This is a genomic window from Corynebacterium sp. LK2510 (genome assembly GCF_040946405.1).
Taxonomy (GTDB): Bacteria; Actinomycetota; Actinomycetes; order Mycobacteriales; family Mycobacteriaceae; genus Corynebacterium.
Genome location: NZ_JAYWLR010000003.1, coordinates 12,663 through 38,080 on the forward strand (window position 1 = coordinate 12,663; position 25,418 = coordinate 38,080).

Here is a 25,418-nt window from a genome sequence, read left to right on the forward strand (position 1 = left end):
CTGGGACGAAAAATGGGTGGGGACCCCGGCAACCGGGAGCCCCACCCATTGACGCTGCGCGCGAGGTGTTACTTAGACGCTGCTGCGAGGCGCTCGTTGACGTCCTCCCAGTTCACAACGTTCCAGAAGGCCTTGGCGTAGTCAGCCTTCACGTTCTTGTACTGCAGGTAGTACGCGTGCTCCCACATGTCGAGCATGAGCAGCGGGGTGAAGTCGACGGAGATGTTGCCCTGCTGGTCGGTCATCTGCTGGATGATGAGGCGGCCGGCGATGTGGTCGTAACCGAGGACTGCCCAGCCGGAGCCCTGCAGGGAGGTTGCCACGCCCTCGAACTGGGCCTGGAGCTTCTCAAAGGAGTCGAAGTCGCGCTCGATCGCGGCGGCAATCTCACCGGTCGGGGTGCCGCCAGCGTTCGGTGCCATGTTCTTCCAGAAGATGGAGTGGTTGGTGTGGCCACCGAGGTTGAACGCGAGGTTCTTGGACAGTGCGCGAAGCTTGTCCGGGTTGGCCTCGCCGTTGCGCTCCGCCTCGAGTGCCTCGAGGGCGGCGTTTGCGCCCTTGACGTAGGTGGCGTGGTGCTTGCTGTGGTGCAGCTCCATGATCTCGGCCGAGATGTGCGGCTCGAGGGCGTCGTAAGCGTAATCGAGTTCGGGAAGCTCGTAAACAGCCATGATGGGTCGTCCTTTCGTGGAAATTGTTGTTACGGCCCCCATAGTAGACACTTTCGAATCCCTTTCAAGGGAATCTTTTCTCGGCTCGGGCCGTTTAAGGGGCATGGGTTTTCTCTTTGGACGCACGCCAGAGCTTATCGACGCCCCCTCGGCCCTCCCGGGCCGCGACCAGCCCGTTCTCACCCGGCCGGAGCCGCACGCGGTGCTGGGCACCCCGATCACCGGGCCGTGGCGCGCCGGGCAGAAGCGCCTGCTGGTTGGCCTGGGCTGTTTCTGGGGAGTGGAGAAGCTGTACTGGCAGATGGACGGTGTTGAATCAACCTCGGTCGGCTACGGCGGCGGGATCACGCCCAACCCGACCTACCGGGAAGTCTGCTCCGGCATGACCAACCACGTCGAGCTCGTCGAGGTGGTGTACGACCCGGAGCGGATCAGCCTGAAGGAACTGGTACGCGCCGGCCTCGAGGCGCACGACCCGACCCAGGGGTTCCGCCAGGGCAATGACGTGGGCACCCAGTACCGCTCCGCCTTCTACGTGGATACGGAAGATGAGGCCGAGCAGATCAGCGGCTGGATCGCCGAGTACGGCCGCCAGCTTGAGCAGGCCGGCTACGGGCCGATCACCACCGAGGTCGCCTCCGGCGCGTCGTACTACCTGGCCGAGGAGGAGCACCAGCAGTACCTGCACAAGGTGCCCAACGGCTACTGCCCGCACCATTCCACGGGCATCGCCTGCGGCATCTAGTAGTTGAACCGTCGCTGGGTCATCACCGCGGGCCGGCGCAGCTTCGTGGCGTCGCGGTGGATCCACAGGCTAATGCGGTGCAGGGTGGCCGCATCCAAGTCTGAGCGCATCACCGCCGCCCAGTAGGACACCGTCTCGTCGTGATAGTTGTGCCCGTGGGGCGACGGGCAGTCTTGCGAGGACAACTGGTCAATCGCGACCTGCCAGAAGGTGATGAAAGGCGTCCAGCGCATGGTGTCGGGAACGTCGAGGCGCTGCGCTGCGGGGGCCGGAACGCCGCGCGAGCCGGGCTCTTTCAGCCAGTCGGGGGCGCGCCACGCCAGGGACCAGTCCCACCACACGACCGGGTCGGAGGCGTGCTGGGCGAACACCACGCGGGGTGAGGCCCACTCAGCGGTGTACGGCCGGCCCGCGTAGTCGTGGCCGAGGTGGTCCGGGTGGGCGCAGAAACGGGCGTGGCGGCCGCCGTCGACAATCGGCAGGCGGTGCGGGCTGCCCGTGTCGCGGCCGCGGGTGAGTTCGTCGTGGATGCGGGCGAAGCCGGGCGTGCCGGTCAACACGGCGCCGGAGACGGTGCCGAGGAGATCATCGACGCTGTCGAAGGCGTCGGAAACGCCGTAGGCGCCCAGGGACTCGCCGCCGATGTAGAGCTTGGGCCGTCGGGTGGCGGGGAGGGCGTCGAGGCGGTCGCGGATGGCGTCGATAAGCATGCGCGCCGAGCGCACCGGCGACTCGTGGTCGGCGAGGTAGGAATACGCCGACGGGAGGTAGGAGTACTGCAGCGCCACGATGGCCGTGTCGCCGCGGCCGATGAACTCGAAGCCCGAGGTGTGGAAGTCGTTGATCCAGCCCGTGCCCGCGGCGGACATGACGGCGAGGTGGGAACGCGACCACGCGTCGGTGCGGTCGAGCTCCGCCATTGCCTGGCGCACCGTCTCCTCCGGGCCGCGCTGCCTGCCCAGCCCGATGAAGATGCGGATCGGCTCTGCGCCCTGGCCGGGGATGCCGAGCACCTGCTCGATGTCGCGGGTGCGCGGCCCGCCCGCGACCACCGCGCGGCCCTGGCGGCCGATGCTTTGCCACGACTCGTAAGACGCGGGCGATCCCGAGCGCTCCGGCTCGCGGGGGCGCGGCGCGCCGGGCAGGAACTCTCGGTCGAGCTCTTGGGCGTTGCGGTAGACGCGCGAGAGTATGTTGCGCAGCACCACCCGGTCGGTGAATAGCAGCGTTGCCCCGGCCCCGCCGATCACAGCCAGCGGCCACGAGGTGACGCTGGGCAGCCGTTTTCCCAGCAGCAGGTTGAGTAGGTCGATAATCACTTGGAGTGCTTCGCCGATGGCCAGCAGCGCGCCGTAACCGAAGGTGCCCACGGCGATGCCGAACAGTGAGCCACGCAGCCGGTACTCACCCACGCCGACCAGCTCGACCTGACGTTTGCCGCGGCGCCGCGACAGCACGAAGGCGCTCACGGTCACCGCACTCATGCCGAGGTGAAGAAGGGTGCTTGCGGTGCGTGCAGCGCGTCCGGTTCCACGCGGGGAAACCGCCAGCCCAACACCTCCAAGGGCAATGCGGCGCACCCTGGACACGGCCACGCCGGCGGCGTGGCCCACACCCTGGCAGATCGCCACGTTGGCGGCCACAACCCACCAGCGATGCGGCAGCAGCGATGGGGAGACCGCACCCCAGGTCGCCGCCTCGGCGCCGAGCACGCCCGCCCCGAAGTTCGCCGGCAGGCGGCGCAGGCCGCGCATGCGCACCAGGGGAGTGAGGTCGGCCCACACCTCCACCACGGTCAGCGGGATGGTGAGCAGGCCGTGGCTGGAGAAGTTGTAGCGCTTGCGCGCGGTGTCGACGGCGGCCTCGACGGCGGCGGGGCCGCCGGTGTGGGCCCGGGTGGCGTCGAGAAGCGAGACGGTGCTACGGGCGCGGGCGATGAAACGGGCAAGCCCGCCAAGCGACAACATGCGGCCTATTGTGGCAAAACCCGCGCTGGTGCGCAGGGCATGCGGCCGCACCACAGCGCGCGGACGCTAGCGGTCGCGCAACCCCGCGAACGGTTGTAGGTTTGGCAACCGTGACGACTCTGCTTGGCAGCAACGCAACCAACAGCAATGGCGGGCAGGCACCCCGGGCGCCCAAGATCGTCGCCCACCGCGGCGCCTCGGGCCTCTACCCCGAGCTGACGCGCGCGGCGTTCGATGCGGCGCTCGAGATGGACATCCACGGCATCGAGTGCGACGTGCGCCTCACCCGCGACGGCCGCCTGATTGTCTTCCACGATCCGGTCCTCGGACGCACCTGCAACGGTCGCGGGCGCGTCTCTGCGCTGGACTTCGCCGACATGCGCGCGCTCAACGTCGGCACAAAAGACAACCCGCAGCAGGTCATGCTGCTTGAGGAGCTGCTCGAGCTCATGCAGGACCACCCGGACAAACACATCTACATCGAGACGAAGCACCCCTCGCGCTACGGCCCCGAGGTCGACGAGCAGACCCTGCGCACCTTGGCGTACGCCGGTATGCGCGACTCCGAGCGCGTGCACCTTATTTCGTTTTCTCACCGGGCGATGCGCTACTTCACCGAGTTTGCCCCGGAGCTGGAGACCTTTTACCTGTTCCGCCTGCGCGAGCGGAAGTGGAACAAGAACAACTGCATGCTCTCGCGCCCGCACGGGGTGGGCCCGGCGCTGAGTCACCTGCGGGCGCGCCGGGAGCTGATCGGCTTCAAGGGGCTCAAGACGTACACCTGGACGGTCAATGGGCCCAAGGACATGTTGTGGTGCCGCGACCACGGCGTGGACGTGATGGCCACCGACCTGCCGCACCTGGCGGTGGAGACCTTTGCAAGTGCTGGCGGCGCTGGCAAGAAGGCCGCTGAGTAGGAGGCTACAGCGCCTGGGGGTCGCAACCGCGTCCGGTAGCATGTGGTGCCATGGCCAAGAAGAACCGCACCACGCAGGAGAACCTGCCCGAGGGCATGAGCCGCCGCCAGGCCAAGCTCGCCGCCCGCGCCGCTGAGCGCGAAGCTCTGCAAAAAGACCCCCGCCCGTTTGGCGGCCTCGCCGCCGAGGCCGACCTCATCGCCCTGCAGGAGTTCGTGCCCTCGGCGGTTGCCGAGCTCGACGTTGCAGGCGAGAAGGTCAACATCGTGACCGTTCTGCCGGGCGCCGGTGCGGCGCTCGTGCGCGGTGAGGCCGAGGGCGGCGAGCGCTTCGTCGCGCTCCAGGTCGCCTCCCACTCCCAGAACCCGGGTCGTGACTTGGCCTACGCCCTGAACTGGGTGGTCAACGCGAAGCCGGGCGAGACGCTGCAGTCCACCGTCGCCGACGGCAACCAGCCGGAGCTGGCCTCGCTTATCAGCGCCACCGCGACCCCCACCATCACCGAGTACAACGACTTCTCCTGGTGGTTCCCCGCCGGCGCACAGATCCCGGCCGACATTCAGCAGGCCCTCGCCCGCGCCAACGACGCTGTGATCCCCTCCACCCGCGTCGACGCCGACGTCCCCGGCTCCATCTGGTGGGTCAACCCGGGCGGCGGCAAGGCCCACATCCGCTGGGTCCGCCCGGAGGAGAACGAGAACCAAGTGCTGTCCGCGCTGGCGCGCATCGCGGCCCGCGGCAACCTGCACCTCGGCGAGGGCACCAAGCTCGCCGGTGCGTTCCGCACCCACGGCGTGGTCGTGCCGGTGTGGGACCTCGACCCGGAGGTCGAGCCTGCGTCCTACGCCGAGGCGGTTGTGGCGCTGAACAAGGAGATCGAGCAGGAGTACTCCAACGACGCGCAACTCACCGCCGACGAGCGCAAGCAGTTGGACAACATCAAGTCGCGCCAGGTGACCATCTAGGCGGCAAATGCTCTAAGAGCGCTCTACAGCGCCCCAGCGCCCGTGGCGAAGGAAGTTCTGTTTTTCTTCGCCCGGGCGCTTCTTCATTCTCCGGCCGGGCGTTGCGAGCTCGTCTTCCCCCGCCCCGAAAGTGGGGAGCCTGGGCTGCGTCGGCAACGACGGGTCACAGCATTCTTTACGCGTGTCCTAGACTCCGAAGGACATGACGACAATTCAATCTGCGGGGGCGGGTTCGCCCTCGACGCCTCCCTCGTCCGGTGCCCCGGGCTACGTAGGTAAGCGCAACGGTTTTTCCGCCCGCCACCTGCACTTCATCGCACTCGGATCCGCTATCGGAACCGGTCTGTTCTACGGCTCGGCCGGCGCCATCCAGGCAGCTGGCCCGTCGGTGCTGTTGGTCTACCTGTTCGGCGGCGCGGTGGTCTACTTCATGCTGCGCGGCCTGGGTGAGATGGCGGTGCGCCACCCCGTGAGCGGGTCCTTCGCCGAGTACGCGCGCGCCCACCTTGGCGGTGCCGCCGGTTACCTGACCGGGTGGATGTTCGCGTTCGAGATGGTGATCGTGGCGTTGGCGGACCTGACCGCTATCGGCATCTACATGGGCTTTTGGTTCCCGGATGTCTCGCGGTGGGTGTGGATCGTCGCCGCGCTGCTGATCGTGGGCGCCGCCAACGTCGCCTCCACCAAGGTCTTCGGCGAGCTGGAGTTCTGGTTCACCATCATCAAGGTCGGCGCGGTGATCGCGATGATCGTCGCGGGTGCTGCGGTGCTCGCCTTCGGGCTTTCCGACGCCGCCACGACCGGCCCGCAGAACCTCATCAACGACGGCGGCTTCTTCCCTAATGGCATTGGCGGCATGGTGTCCTCGTTCATCCTCGTGCTCTTCGCCTTCGGTGGAACCGAGATCATCGGTGTGGCCGGCGCTGAGGCGAAGGACCCGGCCCGCTCGATCCCGAAGGCGGTCAACACCGTCCCGGTGCGCATCCTTTTGTTCTACGTGCTCGCCATCCTGGTGATCTTGATGATCAACCCGTGGTCGACGGTGACCGGCGAGGAATCCCCGTTCGTGCAAATTTTCTCCGCGCTCGGCGTGCACTGGGCGGCGGGCCTGCTCAACCTCGTGGTGACCACCGCGGCGCTGTCCGCCATCAACGCCGACATCTTCGGCACCGGCCGCGTGCTCACGGGCCTGGCGTCGCAGCGGCTCGCGCCGGCGATCATGGCCCGGACCGTGCGCGGGGTGCCCGTGATTGCGACGGTCATCCTCATCGGTGTGCTGGTCGTTGGCGTGGTGCTCAACACGCTCATCCCGGAGTCCGTCTTCGAGCTCGTGGCCTCCCTGGCCACCTTCGCCACCATCTTCGTGTGGCTGATGATCCTGCTCGCGCACCTCGCGTCCCGGCGCCACATGACCCGGGAGGAGGCGGAGGCGTTGGAGTACCGCGTCCCGTTGTGGCCCTACGGTCAGTACTTCGCGGTGGCATTCATCCTGTTCACGTTCGGGATCATGGCGTGGCAGCCGGCCTTCCGCCCGGCGCTCGCGGTCGGCGTGATTTTCAGTGTGGCGTGCGTGGCGGCCTACTACGCCACGGGCCGGCACAAGCTCGAGGGCATCAACGATCACGTGCCTGGTGGGCATGCGGGAGATGGGCGTCGATAAGCGAGTTGCCCAGGTCACACTAAGGGGCAACCTTCCGGGGTGATCGAGCGCGGAAATGGTGACATGTACCGCGTTTTTCGCGGAGAGTTCACGCATTACGCGCTCGACTGCATATATTTAGTGGGTCCGAAAACGGCTGCTCAGGCTGCCCCGCTCCTAAAGGAGGACCCTTGGAAGGGATCATCTCTACGCTTAACGACCTAATTTGGTCGAATTGGCTCGTGTACCTGTGCCTCGGTGCGGGCGCATACTTCACCGTAGTCACGCTGTTCTTGCAGGTCCGCTGCATTCCCGACATGCTCAAGCAGATCACCCAGGGTGAGAAGTCGGAAGCGGGCATCTCCTCGTTCCAGTCCCTGATGATCTCGCTCGCCGGCCGCGTCGGCGTGGGTAACATCGCCGGTGTGGCAACCGCCATCGCCTTCGGCGGCCCCGGTGCCGTCTTCTGGATGTGGGCGATGGCCCTCCTCGGCTCCGCCACCTCGTACGTGGAGTGCACCCTCGCCCAGGTGTACAAGGAGCGCGACCGCGACACTGGTGAGTACCGCGGTGGCCCGGCGTACTTCATCGAGAAGGCCTACCGCCACACGCCGGCACGCAAGTTCATGCTGGCCTACGCCGTGGTGTTCGCGGTCGCGATGATTCTGGCGATGGCCTACTTCATGCCCGGTGTTCAGGCCAACGGTGTCGCCGCCGCCATCGAGAACGCATGGAGCGTCCCGACGTGGGTCTCCGCCCTCGGCATGGCGCTTCTGCTGGCGATCATCATCATCGGTGGTGTCAAGCGCATCGCCATGTTCGCCTCCCTGGTTGTTCCGCTGATGGCCGTGATCTACATCCTTTTCGCCGTCGCGATCCTGCTGACCAACGCTTCCCAGATCCCCGAGGTGTTCGGCCTCATCTTCCGCTCGGCATTCGACCAGGAGGCGGCGTTCTCCGGCATGCTCGGTGCGGCGATCATGTGGGGCGTCAAGCGCGGCATCTACTCCAACGAGGCAGGCCAGGGCACCGGCCCGCAGTCGGCCGCAGCAGCTGAGGTGTCCCACCCGGCGAAGCAGGGCTTCGTCCAGGCCTTCGCCGTCTACGTCGACACGCTGTTCGTCTGCTCCGCGACCGCGTTCATCATCATCTCCACCGACATGTACAAGGTGTTCGAGGGCGAGACCGAGGAGGGTGCGGTGCGCTACGCGGGCTCGCTTGCCGACGGCATCGCGGTCGGCCCCGGCTTCGTCCAGGCAGGCCTCGACTCCTTCGCACCGGGCATCGGCCCGTCGTTCGTGGCGCTGGCGATCCTGTTCTTCGCCTTCACCACGGTGCTGGCGTACTACTACATCGCCGAGGTGAACTTCACCTACCTCAACCGCTGGATTCCGAACTCGACGGCACGCAAGACGCTGATCTGGCTGCTGCGCATCGTCATCATCGTCTCCGTGTGGATCGGTGCTGTCTCCACGCCGGGTGCGGCGTGGGCGCTCGGCGACATCGGCGTGGGCACCACCGCGTGGCTCAACATCATCGCGATCCTGTTCCTGCAGGGCCCCGCGCTGAAGTGCCTGTGGGACTACCGCCGCCAGAAGAAGGCCGGCTTCGACCCGCAGTTCGATCCGGAGGCCATTGGCATCCCGAACGCCGACTTCTGGGTTGAGCGAAAGGCCGAGATGATCGCCGCCGGCACCTGGCAGCACCCGGATGCCCCTGGCACCGCCGCTGCTCCGGCCGACACCTCGGCTGCTGGACGCCCCGATGGCGGCTCCACGATCGTGGAGAAGTAACTTCAGGCTCTGAATAGAGGGAAAAGAAAACCGCCCCCGAGGGGGCGGTTTTTTCGTGGCCGGGTGGTGGCTTGCTAAAAGACGCCAGCTAGCGCAGCGACGCAAACAGGGCCTCGGCGGCGGCGTCGTCCCAGAGGACAACGCTGCCGACCTCGGTGTCCAGGAAGCCGCCGAGCGGGACCGTCTCGGTGTTCAGCCCGCCGCGCAGGGCCAGCGGGATGCGCGCCAGGTTCCAAACGTGGTCGCCGGTGTTGACGGTGAACATGGCCGGCAGGGTCCACGCGAGTGCGGTGAGGCGGAACGGGTTGAGCAGCACGCCGGGGGAGGTCGCTTTGTCCATCAGGGCGGTGAGGAACTCGCGCTGGCGCTGGACGCGGTCGAGGTCGCCCATCGCGGTGGCGCGGGTGCGCACGTAGCCGAGCGCGGACGGGCCGTCGAACACCTGGCAGCCGGGCTGGAGGCTGATGTTGGCGAGGGGGTCGTCGATAGGCTCGGCGACGCACAGCTCCACGCCACCGACGGCGTCGACGACGCCGGCGAGCCCGCCCATGCCGATCTCGGCGTAGCGGTCGATGCGTAGGCCAGTGTTCTGCTCGACGGTCTCGGTCAGAAGCTTCGGCCCGCCGTAGGAGAAGGCGGCGTTGATCTTGTCCGCGCCGTAGCCGGGGATCTGCACGTAGGAGTCGCGGGGGATGGACAGCAGGGTGGGCTGGCCGCTCAGCGGCAGGTGCAGCAGCATGATCGTGTCGGTGCGGGTGCTGCCGATGTCGCCGCCGGTGCCGAGGCGGTCCACGTCAGCCTGGCTCAGGCCCTGGCGCGAGTCGGAGCCGACCAGCAGCCAGTTGGTGCCGGCGGTGTTGCGGACCTGGTCCTCCGGCAGCGCGTCGGCGCGGGTGAGGCGCGCGTCCACGGCCAGCGTCAGGGCAATCACCACTGCGAGCAGCAGCGCGAGCAGCGCTCCGCAGCCGGGAGCTTTACGACGCCTCCGCGGCGCGGCCGCAGGCGCCGGACCCGCCTGGCGCTGCCGGGAGACCCGCATCGGCACCGGCTGCTCGGCGGGCAGGGGCTGGCCTGCGGGGCGGCGCGGCGGGCGCTGCGGGGGCCGTTGGTGCGACGGACGTTGCTGCATCATCCGTTGCTGCGTCGGCCGTTGCTGGGCAGGGCGCTGCAGCTGGGGCGCCTGGCGCGGGGTGTAGCCCCGGCTGGCGTCGGGGGCGGGGCGGGGCTCGTAGCGCGTGTCGAAGCGGGTCTGCTCCGGTCGCGCTGTGCGCGGGGGGCGCTGTGGCCGGTCAGTGCGTTCAATCCGGTCAGCGCGTTCAATCCGGTCAGCGCGTTCAATCCGGTTGGCGCGCTCGACGCGCTCGGGCCGTTGGGGGCGCGCCGTGGACGCACCGCGGCGACGCACGGGCCGGCCGTAGCGGTCGACGATGGGCGTGCCGTCCTTGCCCAATACGTAGTCCCCGAGGTTGTCTCTGGGGTCGTTCGAGTGGGGGGTGCTTGGCATGTGACTAGCCTAAACCACCGCCACCCAACCGCCGCGCTGGTTGATGCCGTCTAGATGCCGAAGATGGCGAGGATGCTGGGGTCGAGGAACCGGTAGCCGAGGAAAGCGGTGGCGTCGATAAGAAAGTGGCCGAGGATGAGTGGCCAGATGCGGCCGGTGCGGTGGTAGTACCAGGCGTAGACGACGCCCATGACGATGTTGCCGAAGCCGGCCGAGACCCCCTGATAGAGGTGGTAGGCGCCGCGCAGGATGGCGGAGGCCGCGATGAATCGGGCGGGTGACCAGCCGAGCTGCTTCAGGCGGGTGCACAGCCAGGCGACCACAACGAGTTCCTCGCCGAAGGCGTTGGCCGCCGACCACAGCAGCAACGTGGGCAGCCGCGCAGCATCGGTTGCGACGACGACTTCCTTGCTCCAGCCGAGGTGCACAGCGGTGACGTAGAGGGCGAGGCCGGGGATGCCGATCAGGGCGGCGAGCCCGGCGCCGTGGAGCCAGTCGCGGCCGCGGGGCAGCGGCAGGCGTGCGCCCAGGAGGAACAGGGCGAGCGCGCCCCACGCAAACAGCGTGAGCGCGGAGGCGGCCTGGAGGGCGAGGTCGAGCCAGGAGAGGTCTGAGTGGGCGTCGTTAAGCGTGACGGCCTGCTCGTTGAGCGCGGCGGGGGCGAGAAGCGAGTCGATGAGCCGCAGGATGGCGCGCAGCGCGCTGGTGCCGAAGGTGACCGCGAGGACGATGAGGATTTCGGCGCGCAAGCGATCGCGGGTGGGCATGCGATAACTTTAAGCCATGACGCGCATTGCCTACCTGGGTCCGGCCGGAACATTCACCGAGCAAGCGCTGTGGGAGTTCGGCATCGAGGGCGCCGACCCCGTGGCGGTGGAGTCTCCGGCGGCCGCGCTGAACGCGGTGCGCCGCGGCGAGGCCGAGTTCGCGGTGGCGGCGATCGAGAGCTCGGTCGACGGCTCAGTCACTTCCACCTCGGACGCGCTCATCGAGGCCCCGGGGGTGCAGATTTACGGCGAGACCGAGCTCGACATCGCCTTCGCCATCATGACGCGGCCGGGCATGGCGCTTGCCGACGCCACCACGATCGCAACCCACCCCGTCGCCCACCAACAGGTCAAGCAGTGGTTGGCGGCCAACGCCCCTCAGGTGGCGTTCATCCCGGCGGCCTCCAACGGGGCGGGCGCGAAGATGGTCGCCGACGGCGAGGCCGACGCGGCGGCCGCCCCGCTTCGGGCCGCGGAGCTGTTCGGGCTCGAGGTCCACGCCGAGGGGGTCGCAGACCTGGAGACGGCGCGCACGCGCTTCCTGCTGATCGGCCCGCCGGGTGCGCCGCCGGAGCGCACCGGAGCCGACCGCACCTCGATCGCGTTCGAGACGCCGAACGAGCCGGGGACCCTGGTTGCCGTGCTGCTGGAGTTCGCCTACCGCGGCGTGGACTTAAGCCGGATCGAGTCCCGGCCGACGCGCAAGCAGCGCAACACCTACACGTTCCACGTCGACCTGGTCGGCCACATCGACGACGTGCCGGTTGCCGAGGCGCTGCGCTCGGTGTACCTGCGCGCCTCGGCGATCACGTACCTCGGCTCCTGGCCCCGTGCGCACCGCGGCGGCGGCGTGGAAGGCAAGGGCGAGACGAGCGACAGCCGGATCCAGGAGGCCCAGCGGTGGGTGCAGAGTCTGCGGGAAGGGAAGTAAGACATGTTGATTCTGTTGCGGCACGGACAAACCACGTCGAACATCGGGCGCTACCTTGACACTCTCGTGCCGGGCGCGGAGCTGACGGAGAGGGGCCGGAAGCAGGCGCGCGCCGCCGGCGAGGAAATCCTGGGGGAGTTCGACGTCGACCGCGTCATCACGTCCGAAGCGCTGCGGGCGCGGCAGACGGGGGCGGAGGCCTTCGGCACCGCCTTCGACGACATTCCCGCGGTGCCTGGGTTGCAGGAGGTGCACGCCGGGCGCTGGGAGATGGAGAACAGCATCGAGGCACACACGGCCTACTACACCGCTTTCAGCGGGTTCTACCGCCGACAGCTCGAGGTGGGCATCGACGGAGGCGACTCGCTCGAGACGTTCTTGGCGCGTTACCGGGCGGGCTTGGATCCTTGGGTGGACCCGGAGAAGACCACGGTGGTGGTCAGTCACGGCGGAGCGATCCGGGCGTTTGCCGCCAACGCCGCGGAGGTCGACCCGGCGTTCGCCGAGGCGGCCCGGCTGCCGAACTGCCGCTACGTTGTCCTCAACCCGGTGGGTGAGTTCGGGTCGTGGCGCGTGGAGCGGTGGGGAGACTACGAGCTGCCGTAGACGCGGCCGGCACGAAACGCGGCCAGCACGAAACGCGCACACCCGCAGACACACCGCTGGCCCGCGCCGGGCATGACTGAGCCGGCGCGGGCTAGGCAGGGAAGGGCGAGAGAAGCAACAGGGGGGCTAACCGGGCGGGGCAAATAGCGGCGGGTCGTTGGCAGGGGAGTGCTGCCGGGATCGCCGGTGGGCGAGCCGGTACCCGGGGGCATTGTGGGCGTCGCTTGTGGAGTTGTAGTGGACCGTTCCGTCCGGGTGGGCGACGCCGACCCTGTGCGTCCCGGGATCTCTGACGGTGTGGTTGAGCCCGCCGGAGAAGTCGTGGTTGTCGTTGTTGCACCTGTGGTGCTGCCGGCATAGACCGGCGAGGTTCTCGATGTTGGTCCTGCCGCCCGCCGCATACGGGATGAGGTGGTGGATCTCGAGCTCCGAGAACGGTGTGGTGCACCCTTCCCACGCGCAGACGCCCTGGGCGGCGAAAAGCGCGAGGCGCTGGGCGAGGTTTGCCAGCCGGGTCGCGCCGATGGACAGCGGCATTCCCGTGACTCGGTCGATCTGGACCACGAAGTCCTTGCCGGCGAGGCCGAGGCGGAGGATGTCGTAGCAGGTGATGTCGATCCCGGTGGTGGTGCTAAACGTCGTGGTGTGGTCGGCGCCTTCGAGGTCGTCGAGGGTCATGGACAGCACGACGGAGGCTGCGCCCGTGCCCTGCGGCGTGTGGGTGCAGTCGTTGACGTGGTGCAGCGCCGCCATGAGCTGGTCGAAGCGCCGTTGGCCTGGAGTGCGCGAGTCGCTGTCCGCGGCGTCCTCTGGCAGGTTGCTTCCCGGGTGCAGGCCAGCGTCGAGGATGGCTTTGAGCAGTGCCGCCTCGCCGGCGGGTGCGGTGATGGTGATGTCGCAGGTGCCGTCGGTGCGCTGCAGGCCGAAGCGGACGCTGCGGTTGCGGTACGGCCCGAACGGGTCTTTCGGCTTCGGCGGGGTCGGCGCGCACGCGTTGGCCTGCTCGACCCGCCGGCGGACCCAGCGGCGCAGGTCCTCGGGGCTGCGTGTGGCGGCTTCGCGGAGGGCGTCGGCAAGCAAGCTCGCCCGTCCCGGCACAGCGTTGGGCAGGAGGGTGCGCAGCTCGTGGTTGATGATGCGCTGCTTCTCCGCGGAGACCTTCGCTGAGTCGCTGCGCGCCTTGCGCTGCGACTCCCGCTCGCTCTGCCGCGCTTTCTCCCTCTCATCAGCGCCCGCATCAGAACCCGAACCCGCATCACCTGCAGGCTCCGCGAACAGCTCTCGCCCGCGGGAGAGGCGGTTGAAGGCCTCGCCGCGCGAGAGGCCGAGCTTGTCGGTGAGGTAGCTCGAGGCGTAGCGGGCGCCGACGGTGCGGCCGGCGTCGTCACGCTCGCAGACGAAGGCGAAGGCGGCGTCGATGAACGCCTTCATGTGGGTGATCTCCTCCAGCCGCTCGATCTCGGAGTGGACGTCGGCGAAGGTCACGTTGCCGGGATCGGAAAAGAGGTCGCGGATCTCGCTGAATGCGTTTTCGATAGCGTCGTTAAGCGCTGCTAGCTTTTCCATGTCACCCCCTCATAATGTCCCGGCGATGCCCCCAAGTATAGCAAACACGTTCGAGACGTCAAGGGGTATTGGAAACTCGCGCCAACTATCCCCACCCAAGCTCGTGGAGCGCGTCCTCCTCGAGCCCGAAATAGTGACCGACCTCGTGGAACACCGTCACCTTCACCTCGGCGCGCAGCTGCTCGCGATCGTGGCAGATTGCCTCGAGGGCGTCCTTGTAAACGAACACCGCGTCGGGCAGAAAGCCGGCGTGGTTCGAATACTGTTCCGTCAGGGGCACGCCCTCAAACAGTCCGAGTAGCTCAGGCTGGTCCTCGTTGTAGTCCCGGGCCAGCACGACCAGGTTGGTCATGGCACGCGCGAAGTCCTCCGGGATCTCGTCGAGGGCGTCGTTGATCATCTCCTCGAACTCGGCGTCGCTGACTGGCTCCACGGTCCGGCCTTTACATCCCTACGGCGCGGGCTGCTCGTCGCGCAGCGGGCGGCGGTCGGGGCGCTCGGGTGGCGGGTTGCCGTCGATAAGCAAGCCCCCGCGCCCGGCTGTGGCGGAACCGGTGAGTGTGGCGAAGTTGCCCTCGTTGGAGAACACCAGCGCGCAGTTCACGCTGCGCGAGCCGCCATCCCAGCTTGCCGCGGGAATGGTGGTCCAAAACGGCTGCAGCGCGACCTGGTAGAGGTTCTCCTCCCCGCCGAGGTAGTCGTGCGCGGCCGCGGTGCAGGCATCACCGAGGTATCCGTCCTGTTCCTCCACCGTCGGGGTGTGGTCCGGGAACACCTCGGCGAGGCTGACCACCCGGGTGATCTCCATCTGGTGCGGCTCGGCGCAGTCGACCACGGTGATCGAGTTCGCGGCGTCGACGGCGGCGCACTGGCCGGTGTCGAGCGTGCGGGCCTGGTCCTGGGTCGCCGCCGCGCCCGTCGTGAGCACCGGGGTGCCGGTCGAGTCGGTGACCTGCAGCCCGCACAGCATGGTGCGGTCGCCGCGCGCCCAGGCGTCGGCAGGCGGGAGGATCGAGGCGACGGAGTAGCGCCCGTTCGGGTCGTACACGCCGTTGAGGTAGCGCAGCGTCGCGGCCCCGCACAGCTCCTCGCGCAGCTGGGCCTGGCGCGTCTGGTTCGGCGGCTCGGCGTCGGGGCCGAACTCGGAGGCGGGGAAGGTGGCCAGGTCCTCGCGGGTGGACACCTCGAAGCGGTGCTCGGAGTCGCACGGGGTCTGCTCGAAGCCGGTGATCGCGCCGTCCTGCCCAACCTGCCAGGTCAGGCACGATCCCGAGTCGGCCGTGGTGAAGGGGGCCGCAGGTTGAACGCCAGTCCAGGCCGCAGTGCTTCCCGGGGAGGCACTGCTTATCGACGCCCCCCCACCCCCAGATGCCGCCGGAGACGCATCGGACGCGGCGACGTACGAGGCGGCGCCGACCGCGCCTGCGAGCAGTGCAAGGAGCGCGGCGCGCGCGCCGGTAGTCGTAGAAGCCATGGAAACCATCATGCCACGGCCGCGCGCCCACTCCCCACGCCTATTCCGCGGAGCGCCCCACCCGGGTGGTCAGGCGGTAGCGGTCCGTGCGGTAGACGGAGGAGCACAGCTCTACGGCGTGCTCGCTGCTGCGGGCGTAGCGCTGGATGTGGAGCAGGGCGGTGCCCGGGGAGACGTCGAGAAGCGCGGCGTTGGACTCGCTCGCACCGACTGCGGTGACGATCTGGTCGGCCTCGGTGATCCCGAGCGCGTAGTCCTCCTCGAGCAGGGTGTACACCGAGTTGTAGACGTCATTTTCGAGCAGGTCGGGGACGAGCTCGCAGTTATACCAGGCGTCGTCAATCGCGTATGGCTCCCCGTCGCCGAGGCGCAGGCGCCGCAGGTGGATGTGCGTCATGTGCGGATCGGTGCCGAAGAACGCGGCGACGTCGACGGGCGGGGCGGCGCGCTCAGAGAGCAGGATTTTCGACGACGCCGCGACCTTCTGAGCCTTCATCTCGTCGGAGAAGCTGGCCAGGTGCAGCTGGCTGACCAGCGGATTGGGGGCGACGAAGGTGCCTTTGCCGCGGACGCGGCGCAGCTTGCCCACCGCGACGAGGTCCCCGATGGCGCGGCGCACCGTGATCCGGCTGACGCCGTACGCCTCCTCGAGCGCGCGTTCGCCGGGAATGGGGTCGCCGGGACGGAGCTCGTCCGCGCACATCTGCTCCAAGATGAGACGCAGCTGAGCATGCTTCGGAACAGGCCCATCAGAAATCTCCATGCGATACATTCTACTCCAACTGGTTATGACCAGATAGCGCACCAGCGCACACACCTGGCCCCGCCACCAGTGCGCCCTCACGCCGACACGCTAGAGTAGGGGCCGTGATTGATCTCAAGTACCTGCGCGAAAACCCAGACGTCGTCCGCGAGTCCCAGCGGGCACGAGGTGAGGATCCGGAGCTCGTTGACAAGCTCATCGCTGCCGACGAACAGCGCCGCTCCGCAATCCAGGCGGCCGACGAGCTGCGCGCGGAGCAGAAGGCATTCGGCAAGAAGATCGGCCAGGCCGCGCCCGAAGACCGCCCGGCGCTCCTCGAGGGCTCCAACGAGCTGAAGGACCGCGTCAAGGCCGCCGAAGCCACCCAGGCTGAGGCGGAGGAGCAGGTCCGCGCGCTGCAGTACGCCATCCCGAACATCATCCAGGGCGCGCCCGCTGGCGGCGAAGAGGACTTCGTCGTCCTCGAACACGTCGGCGAGGTTCCGGAGTTCGACTTCGAGGTCAAGGACCACCTCGACCTGGGTGAGTCGCTCGGGCTGATCGACATGAAGCGCGGCACCAAGGTCGGCGGCGCCCGCTTCTACTACCTCACCGGCGACGGCGCGTGGCTGCAGCTGGGCATGATGATGCTCGCCGCAGAGAAGGCCCGCGAGGCAGGGTTCACACTCATGGTCCCGCCGGTGCTGGTGCGCCCGGAGATCATGCGCGGCACGGGCTTCCTCGACGCCCACGACGAGGAGGTCTACTTTCTCGAGCGCGACGACATGTACCTGGTCGGCACCTCCGAGGTCGCCCTGGCCGGCTACCACCGCGACGAGATCATCGACCTCAGCGACGGCCCGGTGCTGTACGCGGGTTGGTCGTCCTGTTTCCGTCGTGAAGCGGGCTCCTACGGCAAGGACACGCGCGGCATCGTGCGCGTCCACCAGTTCGACAAGCTGGAGATGTTTGTCTACTGCAAGCCGGAGGACGCCGAGGAGATGCACCAGAAGCTGCTCGGGCTCGAGCGCGAAATGCTCTCCGCCGTCGAGGTGCCCTACCGCATCATCGACATCGCGGCCGGCGACCTGGGTTCGTCCGCGGCCCGCAAGTTCGACACCGAGGCTTGGGTTCCGTCGCAGAACACCTACCGCGAGCTCACCTCCACCTCGAACTGCACCACGTTCCAGGGCCGCCGCCTGTCCACCCGCTACCGCGACGCCGAGGGTAAGACCCAGATCGCCGCGACGCTCAACGGCACCCTGGCCACTACCCGCTGGCTCGTGGCAATCCTGGAGAACAACCAGCAGGCTGACGGCTCCGTCAAGGTGCCGGAGGCGCTGCGCCGCTTCGTGGGTAAGGATGTGCTGAACCCGTAATGAGCGTTGATAAGGCCCTGTTTGTAGTCGAACCCGGCTACGCGCCGCCGTCGCACCACGCGACGGAGTCAGGTGAGCGCTTCTACCAGCGCGTCATCCGCGTGGCCAAGGGCCTGTTCCGTGCGCAGGGAACGCGCACCACCATCTACGGCTTGGAGCACCTGCCCCGCGAGGGCGGCGCGCTCATTGCCGCGAACCACACCGGGTGGTTCGACTTCATCTTCGCCGGCATGGGACCGCACATCAATGGGCGGCGCCTCGTGCGTTTCATGGCCAAAAAAGAGGTCTTTGAGCTGCCCGTGATCGGCTGGCTCATGCGCAGCATGCACCACGTGCCGGTGGACCGCTCCGCGGGCGCGGCGAGCATCGACGACGCAGTGGCGTTTCTGCAAGCCGGCGAGCTGGTGGGCATCTTCCCGGAGGGCACGATCTCGCGCTCCTTCGAGCTCGCCGACTTCAAAACCGGCGGCGCCCGCATCGCGCAGCGCGCCGGGGTTCCGCTCATCCCCTGCGCCATCTGGGGCTCGCAGCGCCTGTGGACCAAAGACCTGCCGCGTCGCATGGGCCGCTCGAAGACCCCGGTCATCGTGCGCTACGGCGCCCCCGTGCCCACCGAGGGCACGCCCGAGGAAGTCACGGCCCGTCTCAAAGAGGCTATTGCAGAGCTTCTCGACGCCTCCCGGGCCGAGTACTCCGACACCTTCGGCCCCTTCGAACCGGGGGAGAAGTGGATGCCGCAGTCCCTCGGCGGCGGTGCCCCGACGCTGGAGGAGGCAGAGGCCATCTACCAGCGCGAAAAGCAGGCCCGGGCCGAGAAAAAGAAGAACAGGTAGCGCACTGCCCATGGCCCCGCGTCTGATTGTCAGCGACATCGACGGAACGTTCATCACCAGCGCAGGTCGGGTGACACCTCGTCTGCGCGATGTGGTCGTGCGCGCCGTTCGCGCTGGTACAGGCTTCGGGCTAGCTACGGGTCGTCCCCACCGTTGGCTCCTCCCAGTTCTTGAGCAGCTCCCGATCGCGCCCGTCTGTGTTTGCGCTAACGGTGCGGTCGTCTACGACCCCGCTGCAGACCGCATCGTGCGCGCATTCGAGCTGGAAGCGACCGTGATGGCCGGCCTCGTCGAGACGATCGAGTCCGTCATGGCGCCGTTGGGCCTGCCCTTCGGCTACGGGGTGGAGCGCGTCGGCGAGTCCGCGCTCGACCCGGAGGACGAGGTCTTCCTCATCACCCCCGCCTACAACCCGGACGGCTGGGACTCCCGCTTCGGCATCGTGCCGATCGATGAACTGGTTAGCGTCCCGGCCGCCAAACTGCTGGTGCGCTGCACGGAGATGCACAGCGCCGAGATGTTCGACCTCATCGCGCCGCTTATCGACGAAACCTCGGCCCATGTCACCTACTCCATGGACGAAGGCCTGATCGAGATGTCCAGCCCGGGAGTGAACAAGGCCATGGGCGTGTCCATCCTCGCCGCCCACCACGGGGTGGAGCCGGCCGAGGTTGTTGCCTTCGGCGATATGCCGAACGACTGCGAAATGCTCTCCTGGGTCGGCACCGGCGTGGCGATGGGCAACGCCCACCCGCTCGTGCAGCAGACCGCCGACCAGGTCACGCTGACCAACGACGAGGACGGCGTGGCCGAGGTGCTCGAGCACTGGTTTTAGGGCGCCCCAAAAGTGGTAGTTTTCTCGTCAACGACGTGGGGTGTTGTCGAAAGCGAGGTCTGCCTGTGCATAACTACTGAGTGGCTACGTCGAGGATGCCAGAGTTTTCATCCGAATTATGGAAAACTGAGGTGCCCAGGTGAGCGAGCGCCGTCAAGGCTGAACAAAATGGACAGCACCACATGACGAAGTGAGAGAGTGACGACGTAGCATCATTAACCGCGACAGATCCTGCGGCAGGTTTGTGAAAATGTAGGATCGCGATTTCCGGATGGAGAAATTGGGGCTAACGCGCCTGCGCACTTCGGCCTTGCGGCTCCAACAGTACGACTGGCTGGCCAAGCCGAGGGGCCGGGGCCACCAAGTCCTTGGCCCGTTTAGCCTAACCCCGACACTCGCCGAGGCGATCCAAGCGGACGATTCGGGTCGATCACAAGAGATGCTGCCTCTCACCAGTACTCGGGCGTGAACTTCTTTCGCGATCGATTCAAAATAAACATCCATCCCATCGTTACGACATTTGCAAGAACCGAGCGACCGCCAAGTGTGGGCGACCTCAATGATATGTCTCGTCCCCCGTGGCTGCGACCGTGGTGCGTCCCTTCAACTCAGAGCGCCCCACTTGTACGTTTCCTCCAGCACCTGGCCGTATCTAATGTTATCTATCTGTTTCAGTCGGGTCATGCGCCAAACGTGGTAGTGACCTTCGTCGAAATGGCCCGCGTACAGGACAACAACAGAAAAACTCTTATCGATGACCATCTCATGCCATCGTCCAATACGGACGAAATCGTCATCGCTGTAACTGATGATGCGAAGGTAACGATCCTGCGCCAACGTGAACGAACGGGGATAGAAGTATGATCGTTGGTCGTTCCAGCTTTCTCCCCAGAATTCCGGGAAGGAACCCGGAAGTAGAAGCGAGTGGGGATCTCCCGGTCCGGGAGTAAGTGCTCGTACAGGAACGATTTTGCCGTCCTCAACCGTGGGGCCGAGATGGCGTATGAATATGCCATTGAGGTAGATCGAGTAGTCCGATTGTCCCGGGTGCGCCTCGACGTGGATGTGTTCTGCGGGGTGATCTGGTGGATCTGTGTATACGCAGTCGTAGGAGACGGTCGAACTCATGTTTCTCGTAAGCAGAGTACGCAGGACTCCCTCTCTGAGAGGGTCGGTGTATTCGTGGAAAGATGAGATCTCTTGGCTGGTGCAAAAATCATCCCAAAACGGGCTATGGAACATGGATCCTGCCGTTCATCAAGGTCGATCGATTGTGGTTTGGTCCTTTACTAATTCGGGGAAAGAGCACAGGTCCGAATAGTACGTGTACTGGGGGCAATCATAGCGCCCCAAGGCAAATCTCAATCCACTATACTGCCCCTCGTATCCCCAAGAAGGAACGGATAGTTTCAACTCAGTCACCTCAACGAAGAAAGTACCCGGCGAAGTAGGGGTTAGATAATTAGCAGTCGACGCATATCGGGGACCCGCTTGAGTAATTTTATTTGTCATCGTCTGCAAGGTTGGATCAAGCTGGAACCTCTTGTCTTCCTGCAACCTGCTCTCGACGGTAAACGTGAAGCTTGGCATATCAAGTGTGTTAACTTGCGCGCGCACTTGGGCGGATTGCCTTTGGATAAGGACATTGTCGATCCGCCAGTCAAAGTCCTTAGACCATTTCACTGCGCCACTACCTGTCATTTCCCCGACACAAAACCTGATTGTTTTAGAGATATGATAGTCACTTCTTCTCAGTGGAGCGCTTATGGAACTTGGCTCATACACGTCGCATTCGGCAGCAGATGGGGGATTAGATGCTTGAAGGCTAAGACGCGTAAAATTCGCTGCGACATCAGCCACCGTGGGCAGATCGAAATAAACACTGTCACCTGACATAATCGAGATGCCTCTGTTGGAACACATAAAGTCGAACTCGCCCGTAACAAGATTCGCCATAGCTATGCGATTTGCAGCAGTTTCGCACGAAAACGGTTGCCAGAAGGTAGTTGCATCCGCATAGATGGTCCCGCTTTCGAAAGGTTGTTCTTGCACGCCTTCATCATTAATAAAGGAGTCGTCAACCGGGTAGCCATAAGAACTCCGTTCATAACCTTGAGTAGCCCAGGAGAATAAGACTCCTTGACTAACTGCGTGTGCTCCGTGTTGTGGTGTCCAGTAGATCATTCCTCCTTCGAAGACGTTGTAGCGTCCGATTCCGTCTGGGGTGGTCAGCTCATCACTGATGGGAAAACCAAGATCACTGTTGTGCCCGCCCATGGACTGCCACTTGTCGTAGATAGCTCCCTGGATACTGGCCTGCGTAGCGGGTAGTGCATTGTGGGTGTAGACGTGGCCACCTTCAAAGTGTTGGACGTACCACTGGTTGCCTAGCGAGATGTCGCTGGTGGTGGGGTAGCCAAGGAACCCGTTTTCCCATCCGTGCCGATGCCAAACTCTTGACACAGGGATGCTGACGGTGTGTGCACTTGTACGCGGATGCCAGTAAATGAAACCGTTGACAAACTCAGAGCGTTTGCCCACACCGTCCGGGTTTGTCAGCTCATTAGACTTCGGAAGAAGGAGGAAACTGGTAGGTCCGCCTAGGGAGTCATAAAGGTTCTTAATTGCACCGCACACTTCGAAAGGTGCCGGCCAGTACACACCGCATCCCGGGCGGGCATTCAGCGTAGGGGTATCTGGGTTGGTGAGCTTTGCTTCTTTGATCTCTGCTTGATCTGCGTCAGCTTTGATGGTTCCTGCCGGGACCTCTTCTTTGTCCGAGCGCATCTGTCCTGGGACAATCTCGCTTTGTGGATCGTTAGTGGGGTGCCACTCGTCAAGCCCTTGGGGATTAAGCTCGTCCTGCGTGACCTGGTTAACCTCGTACCCTTCGGCTCCGGGAGGGGTGGGGATACCCCACTCGGCGAAAGGGCCTTCGATGTTGACTGCAGGTCCTTCGAGCGTATCCGGTATGGAGTGTGTCTCATTCGTCTCTGGTGGGGAGACACCGTCACGTAAGGATGAGCCTGATGAGGCGGTCTGGGCTGTGGCGACAGTGGGATGCGCAGCCATGAGGACAATGATCGACAAAGCTGCTAGACACTTCTTTACCTGCGGTTTCATTGAATTCCCCTGAATCCCTGGTGTTGTGATGTTCTCCGACTGTCCTTAGGCTACAAGTTACCTGCCGTAGTCGCAGTGCAATCTGCAAAAAGGTTAGTTAAGTGAAAATAGTGTCTATTTCTCAGCAAGGAAGAGGGTCGGGGACATGAGGGTCGGGAAGAAATGTGGCGGGTCTCTGCTGACTGTCGCGACTTTTGCGAGCGTTGTAACTGGGTTGCCTCACGCTGTGGCGGATGATCGGCCGTCGCTGCAGGCGACGAGTACTACTCCCGTGGAGGACAATCGAATTGCTGCCTTGTGGCACGTTGTAACCCCTGCCAGTGCAGATGCTGCGCCTCAGGTTCGCAGAGAGTGCACCGTGAGTTATGTGGGGGATGGGTTTTGGCTTACTGCGCACCATTGCGTCTCTCAAAGCCCGTCGATGGATGGTTATTTAGAGCAGTTTGATGGGCAGCGGGCTGGGATCGCCGGAATCTACACACTGTCAGATACGGATGATGTTGCTCTGATTGAGGCGGGGTCGGGAATTGATGCGGATACTTTTGACGTGGCGCAGGATCCGCTCGAGATAGGTCAACAGGCAACGATGACCGGATACGGAGAAACTCACGAGTACGCGTCATCGGCCACGACGACGATTATCAATCATCGTAACAAGATCGATTTCGGGTCCGCAGTCTATACCGACCTGTTCGAAGCACAGTCTGTAACCGCATCGCGATCGTGCGGCGGTGATTCGGGAGCTCCCGTTTATATCGGGTCAACCATATATGCAATCCACACGGGAGGAGGTTATAACCCTTCCTGTCTAGACGGAAAAGGCATGTTGATGTGGCATACCAATATCGCATCTAGGGCTGAGTGGATCAGTAACAGCATAAGGATGAACGCTGGGTTAACTAAATCGCAGAGGCAAAAGGCTGCTGCCGGTCTCAGCGCCGCTCCACGGAGTGAGCTGGAGTTGAGCAATGTTGAGCAGGGAAATAGTAGCCCTTTTCAAGGGCCATTAGGCAGTAGTCACTCCAGTTCGTAGAAACTTTAGCTAAATAATGAAACCGTGAAAGAGGACTGGTTCGTTTTTGGGGAAAGTGATTTTAGGCGGTACGTTTGACGGGATAGTGGTTTTGTGAACTACCATGCTCCACCGCTTGTCTGTGACAGCTGTCCAGGGTCGAAGCGAATCCCGTCCTTGCCGCCTTCAATGGATGAAGTAATGACTTCTTTGCAGTTCTTTCCTTGAAGCCACTCACGTTTCGGGATTTCCCGATTCTGCAGATGGTGTGACGAAGGGGTGGATCTTTATTGTCAATTGATCGTGGAAGGAGTTCGGGCTCAAGTACTTGCGGGGGGAGGAGCGCATCTGGTGATCGACCGCCGAATCGTTCGCTACGCGGATCACCTACTCACGTGCCAGGTAGACGCGATACGCCTTTCGCCGGCGTCCCGCAGTCATTTCCTAAACTAGCCGCTATGCCGTACATTGCCGCCATAGATCAAGGGACGACATCGACGCGGGTGGTCATCACCACTACGGACGGCCGGGTCGTGTCCCAGGCCCAGTTCGAGCACGAGCAGATCATGCCCCGCCAGGGGTGGGTCGAGCACGACCCGGTGGAGATCTGGCGCAACACTCGCCGGGCGGTCGCCGCGGCCGTCGCGGAGAAGGACATCTCGGAAAGCGACGTCGCCGCCCTCGGCATTACCAACCAGCGCGAAACCGCTGTGGTGTGGGAGAAGGACACAGGCACGCCGATCTACAACGCGATTGTCTGGCAGGACACCCGCACGAACCACGACGGTGATCCGGCGCGCTACCTGGACAAGACTGGGCTGCTGCACAATTCCTATCCGGCCGGGCCCAAGTGGGCGTGGATCCTGGACAATGTCGAGGGCGCCCGCGAGCGCGCCGAGCGCGGCGAGCTGCTCGCCGGGACGATGGACACCTGGCTGATGTGGAACCTCACCGGGGGAGCGAAGGATCCCGGCAACGCGGTCCACCTCACAGACGTGACGAACGCGAGCCGGACGCTGCTGATGGACCTCGACACCCTCGACTGGGACGACGAGCTCTGCGCAGAGATTGGTGTGCCGAGGGTGATGCTGCCGGAGATTCGGGCGTCGATAGGCGAGTTCGCGCGGGGGAGGCAGCGCGGTCCTTTCGCGGGCACCCCGATCACGGGAGTGCTGGGCGACCAGCAGGCGGCGCTGTTCGGGCAGGGGTGTCTCAGCGAGGGCGACGCCAAGATGACGTACGGCACCGGGTTGTTCATGCTGCTCAACACAGGGCAACGCCGCCAATCCAGCGAGCACGGGATGCTGACCACGGTGGCCTACCAGTGCGAGGGCGAGCGCCCCGTCTACGCGCTGGAGGGATCGGTGGCCGTGGGGGGATCGCTGATCCAGTGGCTGCGCGATCAAATGGGAATCCTGCGCACCGCGGCGCAGTCCGAGGAGCTCGCGGTCCAGGTCCCGGACAGTGCGGGCGTGGTGATCGTCCCAGCATTTTCCGGTTTGTTCGCCCCGCGCTGGCGCCCCGACGCCCGCGGCGTGATCACCGGTCTGACGCGCTTCGTGGACAAGCGCCACATCGCACGCGCCGCGCTCGAGGCGACCTGCCTGCAGACGCGCGAGGTCGTGCGCGCAATGGAGCAGGACGCGCGCACCGAGATCGCCGAGCTGCGGGTCGACGGCGGGATGACCAGCAACGCCCTGCTCATGCAAATGCAGGCCGACATTCTCGGCGCGCGCGTGGTGCGACCCGCCTTCATTGAGACGACGGTGATGGGCGCGGCGTCCGCGGCCGGGATCGGGGCGAAGCTTATCGACGCCCCCTTGACCAGCGGCGAGCCCACCACCTGGGACAGCAAAATAGCCGGTCCCGAACGGGACCGGCTTGTCGCCGCGTGGGAGGACGCTGTCGCGCGCTCCTACGACTTGGGCTAACTAGCGGGTTAGCTTTCT

The 25,418-nt window shown here is 65.3% G+C and carries 22 protein-coding genes; 12 read left to right on the forward strand and 10 right to left on the reverse strand.

Translation table 11 applies throughout. From position 1 onward, the window contains the following. Positions 1-68: 68 nt before the first annotated feature. Positions 69-671 carry a superoxide dismutase gene (locus VVR41_RS02960; RefSeq protein WP_368523529.1) on the reverse strand — a complete coding sequence of 201 codons (603 nt, stop codon included), beginning with the start codon at positions 669-671 and terminating at the stop codon, positions 69-71. A 103-nt stretch (positions 672-774) separates the two neighbouring features. On the opposite strand from VVR41_RS02960, the gene msrA reads away from it, so the two are divergent. After that, positions 775-1,416, forward strand: coding sequence for a peptide-methionine (S)-S-oxide reductase MsrA (msrA, locus tag VVR41_RS02965; RefSeq protein WP_321101566.1), 642 nt, complete (start codon positions 775-777; stop codon positions 1,414-1,416). On the opposite strand, the gene VVR41_RS02970 is transcribed toward msrA, so the two are convergent. After that, on the reverse strand, positions 1,413-3,383 hold the full coding sequence (locus VVR41_RS02970; protein ID WP_368523530.1) for an alpha/beta-hydrolase family protein: 1,971 nt from the start codon (positions 3,381-3,383) through the stop codon (positions 1,413-1,415). The genes msrA and VVR41_RS02970 overlap by 4 nt on opposite strands. 110 nt (positions 3,384-3,493) lie before the next feature. Here VVR41_RS02970 and VVR41_RS02975 point away from each other — a divergent pair, with 110 nt between their 5' ends. From VVR41_RS02975 to VVR41_RS02990, 4 genes are all read left to right on the forward strand, one after another. Further along, complete coding sequence (locus VVR41_RS02975) at positions 3,494-4,300, forward strand: glycerophosphodiester phosphodiesterase family protein (RefSeq protein WP_368523531.1); 807 nt, start codon at positions 3,494-3,496, stop codon at positions 4,298-4,300. A 50-nt stretch (positions 4,301-4,350) separates the two neighbouring features. Then, positions 4,351-5,265 (forward strand): DUF5926 family protein, encoded by a 915-nt coding sequence (locus tag VVR41_RS02980; RefSeq protein ID WP_368523532.1) that lies wholly within the window; start codon positions 4,351-4,353, stop codon positions 5,263-5,265. 202 nt (positions 5,266-5,467) lie between these two features. After that, a complete protein-coding gene (locus VVR41_RS02985; protein WP_368523533.1) occupies positions 5,468-6,925 on the forward strand; it encodes an amino acid permease in 1,458 nt (485 codons plus the stop codon). 170 nt (positions 6,926-7,095) lie between these two features. Beyond that, entirely contained in the window at positions 7,096-8,697 is a 1,602-nt protein-coding gene (locus tag VVR41_RS02990) for an alanine/glycine:cation symporter family protein (protein ID WP_368523534.1), read from the forward strand. 88 nt (positions 8,698-8,785) lie between these two features. Here VVR41_RS02990 and VVR41_RS02995 read toward each other — a convergent pair whose 3' ends face one another. Together VVR41_RS02995 and VVR41_RS03000 are read right to left on the reverse strand one after the other, a co-directional pair. Next, a complete protein-coding gene (locus tag VVR41_RS02995) occupies positions 8,786-10,201 on the reverse strand; it encodes an LCP family protein (protein WP_368523535.1) in 1,416 nt (471 codons plus the stop codon). A gap of 50 nt (positions 10,202-10,251) precedes the next feature. Next, positions 10,252-10,968 carry a CPBP family intramembrane glutamic endopeptidase gene (locus VVR41_RS03000; protein WP_368523536.1) on the reverse strand — a complete coding sequence of 239 codons (717 nt, stop codon included), beginning with the start codon at positions 10,966-10,968 and terminating at the stop codon, positions 10,252-10,254. Positions 10,969-10,984: 16 nt separating this feature from the next. Here VVR41_RS03000 and pheA point away from each other — a divergent pair, with 16 nt between their 5' ends. Beyond that, entirely contained in the window at positions 10,985-11,899 is a 915-nt protein-coding gene (pheA, locus tag VVR41_RS03005) for a prephenate dehydratase (RefSeq protein ID WP_321101580.1), read from the forward strand. A gap of 3 nt (positions 11,900-11,902) precedes the next feature. Next, positions 11,903-12,505 carry a histidine phosphatase family protein gene (locus tag VVR41_RS03010; protein ID WP_368523537.1) on the forward strand — a complete coding sequence of 201 codons (603 nt, stop codon included), beginning with the start codon at positions 11,903-11,905 and terminating at the stop codon, positions 12,503-12,505. 126 nt (positions 12,506-12,631) lie between these two features. Here VVR41_RS03010 and VVR41_RS03015 read toward each other — a convergent pair whose 3' ends face one another. The 4 genes from VVR41_RS03015 to VVR41_RS03030 all read right to left on the reverse strand — a co-directional run bounded on the left by VVR41_RS03015 (position 12,632) and on the right by VVR41_RS03030 (position 16,308). Next, positions 12,632-14,071 carry a DUF222 domain-containing protein gene (locus tag VVR41_RS03015; protein ID WP_368523538.1) on the reverse strand — a complete coding sequence of 480 codons (1,440 nt, stop codon included), beginning with the start codon at positions 14,069-14,071 and terminating at the stop codon, positions 12,632-12,634. An 85-nt stretch (positions 14,072-14,156) separates the two neighbouring features. Beyond that, the gene (locus VVR41_RS03020) at positions 14,157-14,504 is read right to left on the reverse strand and encodes a metallopeptidase family protein (RefSeq protein ID WP_321101587.1); all 348 of its coding nucleotides are present in this window, start codon (positions 14,502-14,504) and stop codon (positions 14,157-14,159) included. 18 nt (positions 14,505-14,522) lie between these two features. Next, entirely contained in the window at positions 14,523-15,545 is a 1,023-nt protein-coding gene (locus tag VVR41_RS03025) for a septum formation family protein (protein ID WP_368523539.1), read from the reverse strand. 40 nt (positions 15,546-15,585) lie between these two features. Further along, positions 15,586-16,308, reverse strand: a complete 723-nt coding sequence (locus tag VVR41_RS03030) for a GntR family transcriptional regulator (protein WP_321101590.1) — start codon at positions 16,306-16,308, stop codon at positions 15,586-15,588. A 104-nt stretch (positions 16,309-16,412) separates the two neighbouring features. On the opposite strand from VVR41_RS03030, the gene serS reads away from it, so the two are divergent. From serS to VVR41_RS03045, 3 genes are read left to right on the forward strand one after another with little or no spacing between them, the layout of a single operon-like run. Then, positions 16,413-17,666, forward strand: coding sequence for a serine--tRNA ligase (gene serS, locus VVR41_RS03035; RefSeq protein WP_368523540.1), 1,254 nt, complete (start codon positions 16,413-16,415; stop codon positions 17,664-17,666). Continuing rightward, entirely contained in the window at positions 17,666-18,499 is an 834-nt protein-coding gene (locus VVR41_RS03040; protein ID WP_368523541.1) for a lysophospholipid acyltransferase family protein, read from the forward strand. The genes serS and VVR41_RS03040 overlap by 1 nt, the downstream gene beginning before the upstream one ends. A gap of 10 nt (positions 18,500-18,509) precedes the next feature. Next, positions 18,510-19,334 (forward strand): HAD family hydrolase, encoded by an 825-nt coding sequence (locus VVR41_RS03045; protein ID WP_368523542.1) that lies wholly within the window; start codon positions 18,510-18,512, stop codon positions 19,332-19,334. 603 nt (positions 19,335-19,937) lie between these two features. Here VVR41_RS03045 and VVR41_RS03050 read toward each other — a convergent pair. Both VVR41_RS03050 and VVR41_RS03055 read right to left on the reverse strand, forming a co-directional pair. Beyond that, positions 19,938-20,462: a hypothetical protein gene (locus tag VVR41_RS03050; protein ID WP_368523543.1), complete on the reverse strand. Its 525-nt coding sequence runs from the start codon at positions 20,460-20,462 to the stop codon at positions 19,938-19,940. Between the two features lie 129 nt (positions 20,463-20,591). Then, positions 20,592-22,457 (reverse strand): hypothetical protein, encoded by a 1,866-nt coding sequence (locus VVR41_RS03055; protein WP_368523544.1) that lies wholly within the window; start codon positions 22,455-22,457, stop codon positions 20,592-20,594. Between the two features lie 145 nt (positions 22,458-22,602). Between VVR41_RS03055 and VVR41_RS03060 the strand changes: the two genes are divergently transcribed. Together VVR41_RS03060 and glpK are read left to right on the forward strand one after the other, a co-directional pair. Then, the gene (locus VVR41_RS03060; protein WP_368523545.1) at positions 22,603-23,490 is read left to right on the forward strand and encodes a trypsin-like serine protease; all 888 of its coding nucleotides are present in this window, start codon (positions 22,603-22,605) and stop codon (positions 23,488-23,490) included. A 437-nt stretch (positions 23,491-23,927) separates the two neighbouring features. After that, entirely contained in the window at positions 23,928-25,400 is a 1,473-nt protein-coding gene (gene glpK, locus VVR41_RS03065; protein ID WP_368523546.1) for a glycerol kinase GlpK, read from the forward strand. The last annotated feature ends 18 nt before the right edge of the window (positions 25,401-25,418 follow it).

Coding starts and splice junctions, on each gene's coding strand:
- VVR41_RS03025 (WP_368523539.1), bottom strand. CDS start 15,545: ATGGCTTCTACGACTACCGGCGCGCGCGCCGCGCTCCTTGCACTGCTC.
- VVR41_RS02970 (WP_368523530.1), bottom strand. CDS start 3,383: ATGTTGTCGCTTGGCGGGCTTGCCCGTTTCATCGCCCGCGCCCGTAGC.
- VVR41_RS03045 (WP_368523542.1), top strand. CDS start 18,510: ATGGCCCCGCGTCTGATTGTCAGCGACATCGACGGAACGTTCATCACC.
- VVR41_RS02985 (WP_368523533.1), top strand. CDS start 5,468: ATGACGACAATTCAATCTGCGGGGGCGGGTTCGCCCTCGACGCCTCCC.
- VVR41_RS02995 (WP_368523535.1), bottom strand. CDS start 10,201: ATGCCAAGCACCCCCCACTCGAACGACCCCAGAGACAACCTCGGGGAC.
- glpK (WP_368523546.1), top strand. CDS start 23,928: ATGCCGTACATTGCCGCCATAGATCAAGGGACGACATCGACGCGGGTG.
- VVR41_RS03030 (WP_321101590.1), bottom strand. CDS start 16,308: ATGGAGATTTCTGATGGGCCTGTTCCGAAGCATGCTCAGCTGCGTCTC.
- VVR41_RS02980 (WP_368523532.1), top strand. CDS start 4,351: ATGGCCAAGAAGAACCGCACCACGCAGGAGAACCTGCCCGAGGGCATG.
- VVR41_RS03060 (WP_368523545.1), top strand. CDS start 22,603: ATGAGGGTCGGGAAGAAATGTGGCGGGTCTCTGCTGACTGTCGCGACT.
- msrA (WP_321101566.1), top strand. CDS start 775: ATGGGTTTTCTCTTTGGACGCACGCCAGAGCTTATCGACGCCCCCTCG.
- VVR41_RS03055 (WP_368523544.1), bottom strand. CDS start 22,457: ATGAAACCGCAGGTAAAGAAGTGTCTAGCAGCTTTGTCGATCATTGTC.
- pheA (WP_321101580.1), top strand. CDS start 10,985: ATGACGCGCATTGCCTACCTGGGTCCGGCCGGAACATTCACCGAGCAA.
- VVR41_RS03050 (WP_368523543.1), bottom strand. CDS start 20,462: ATGAGTTCGACCGTCTCCTACGACTGCGTATACACAGATCCACCAGAT.
- VVR41_RS03010 (WP_368523537.1), top strand. CDS start 11,903: ATGTTGATTCTGTTGCGGCACGGACAAACCACGTCGAACATCGGGCGC.
- VVR41_RS03040 (WP_368523541.1), top strand. CDS start 17,666: ATGAGCGTTGATAAGGCCCTGTTTGTAGTCGAACCCGGCTACGCGCCG.
- VVR41_RS02960 (WP_368523529.1), bottom strand. CDS start 671: ATGGCTGTTTACGAGCTTCCCGAACTCGATTACGCTTACGACGCCCTC.
- VVR41_RS03015 (WP_368523538.1), bottom strand. CDS start 14,071: ATGGAAAAGCTAGCAGCGCTTAACGACGCTATCGAAAACGCATTCAGC.
- VVR41_RS03000 (WP_368523536.1), bottom strand. CDS start 10,968: ATGCCCACCCGCGATCGCTTGCGCGCCGAAATCCTCATCGTCCTCGCG.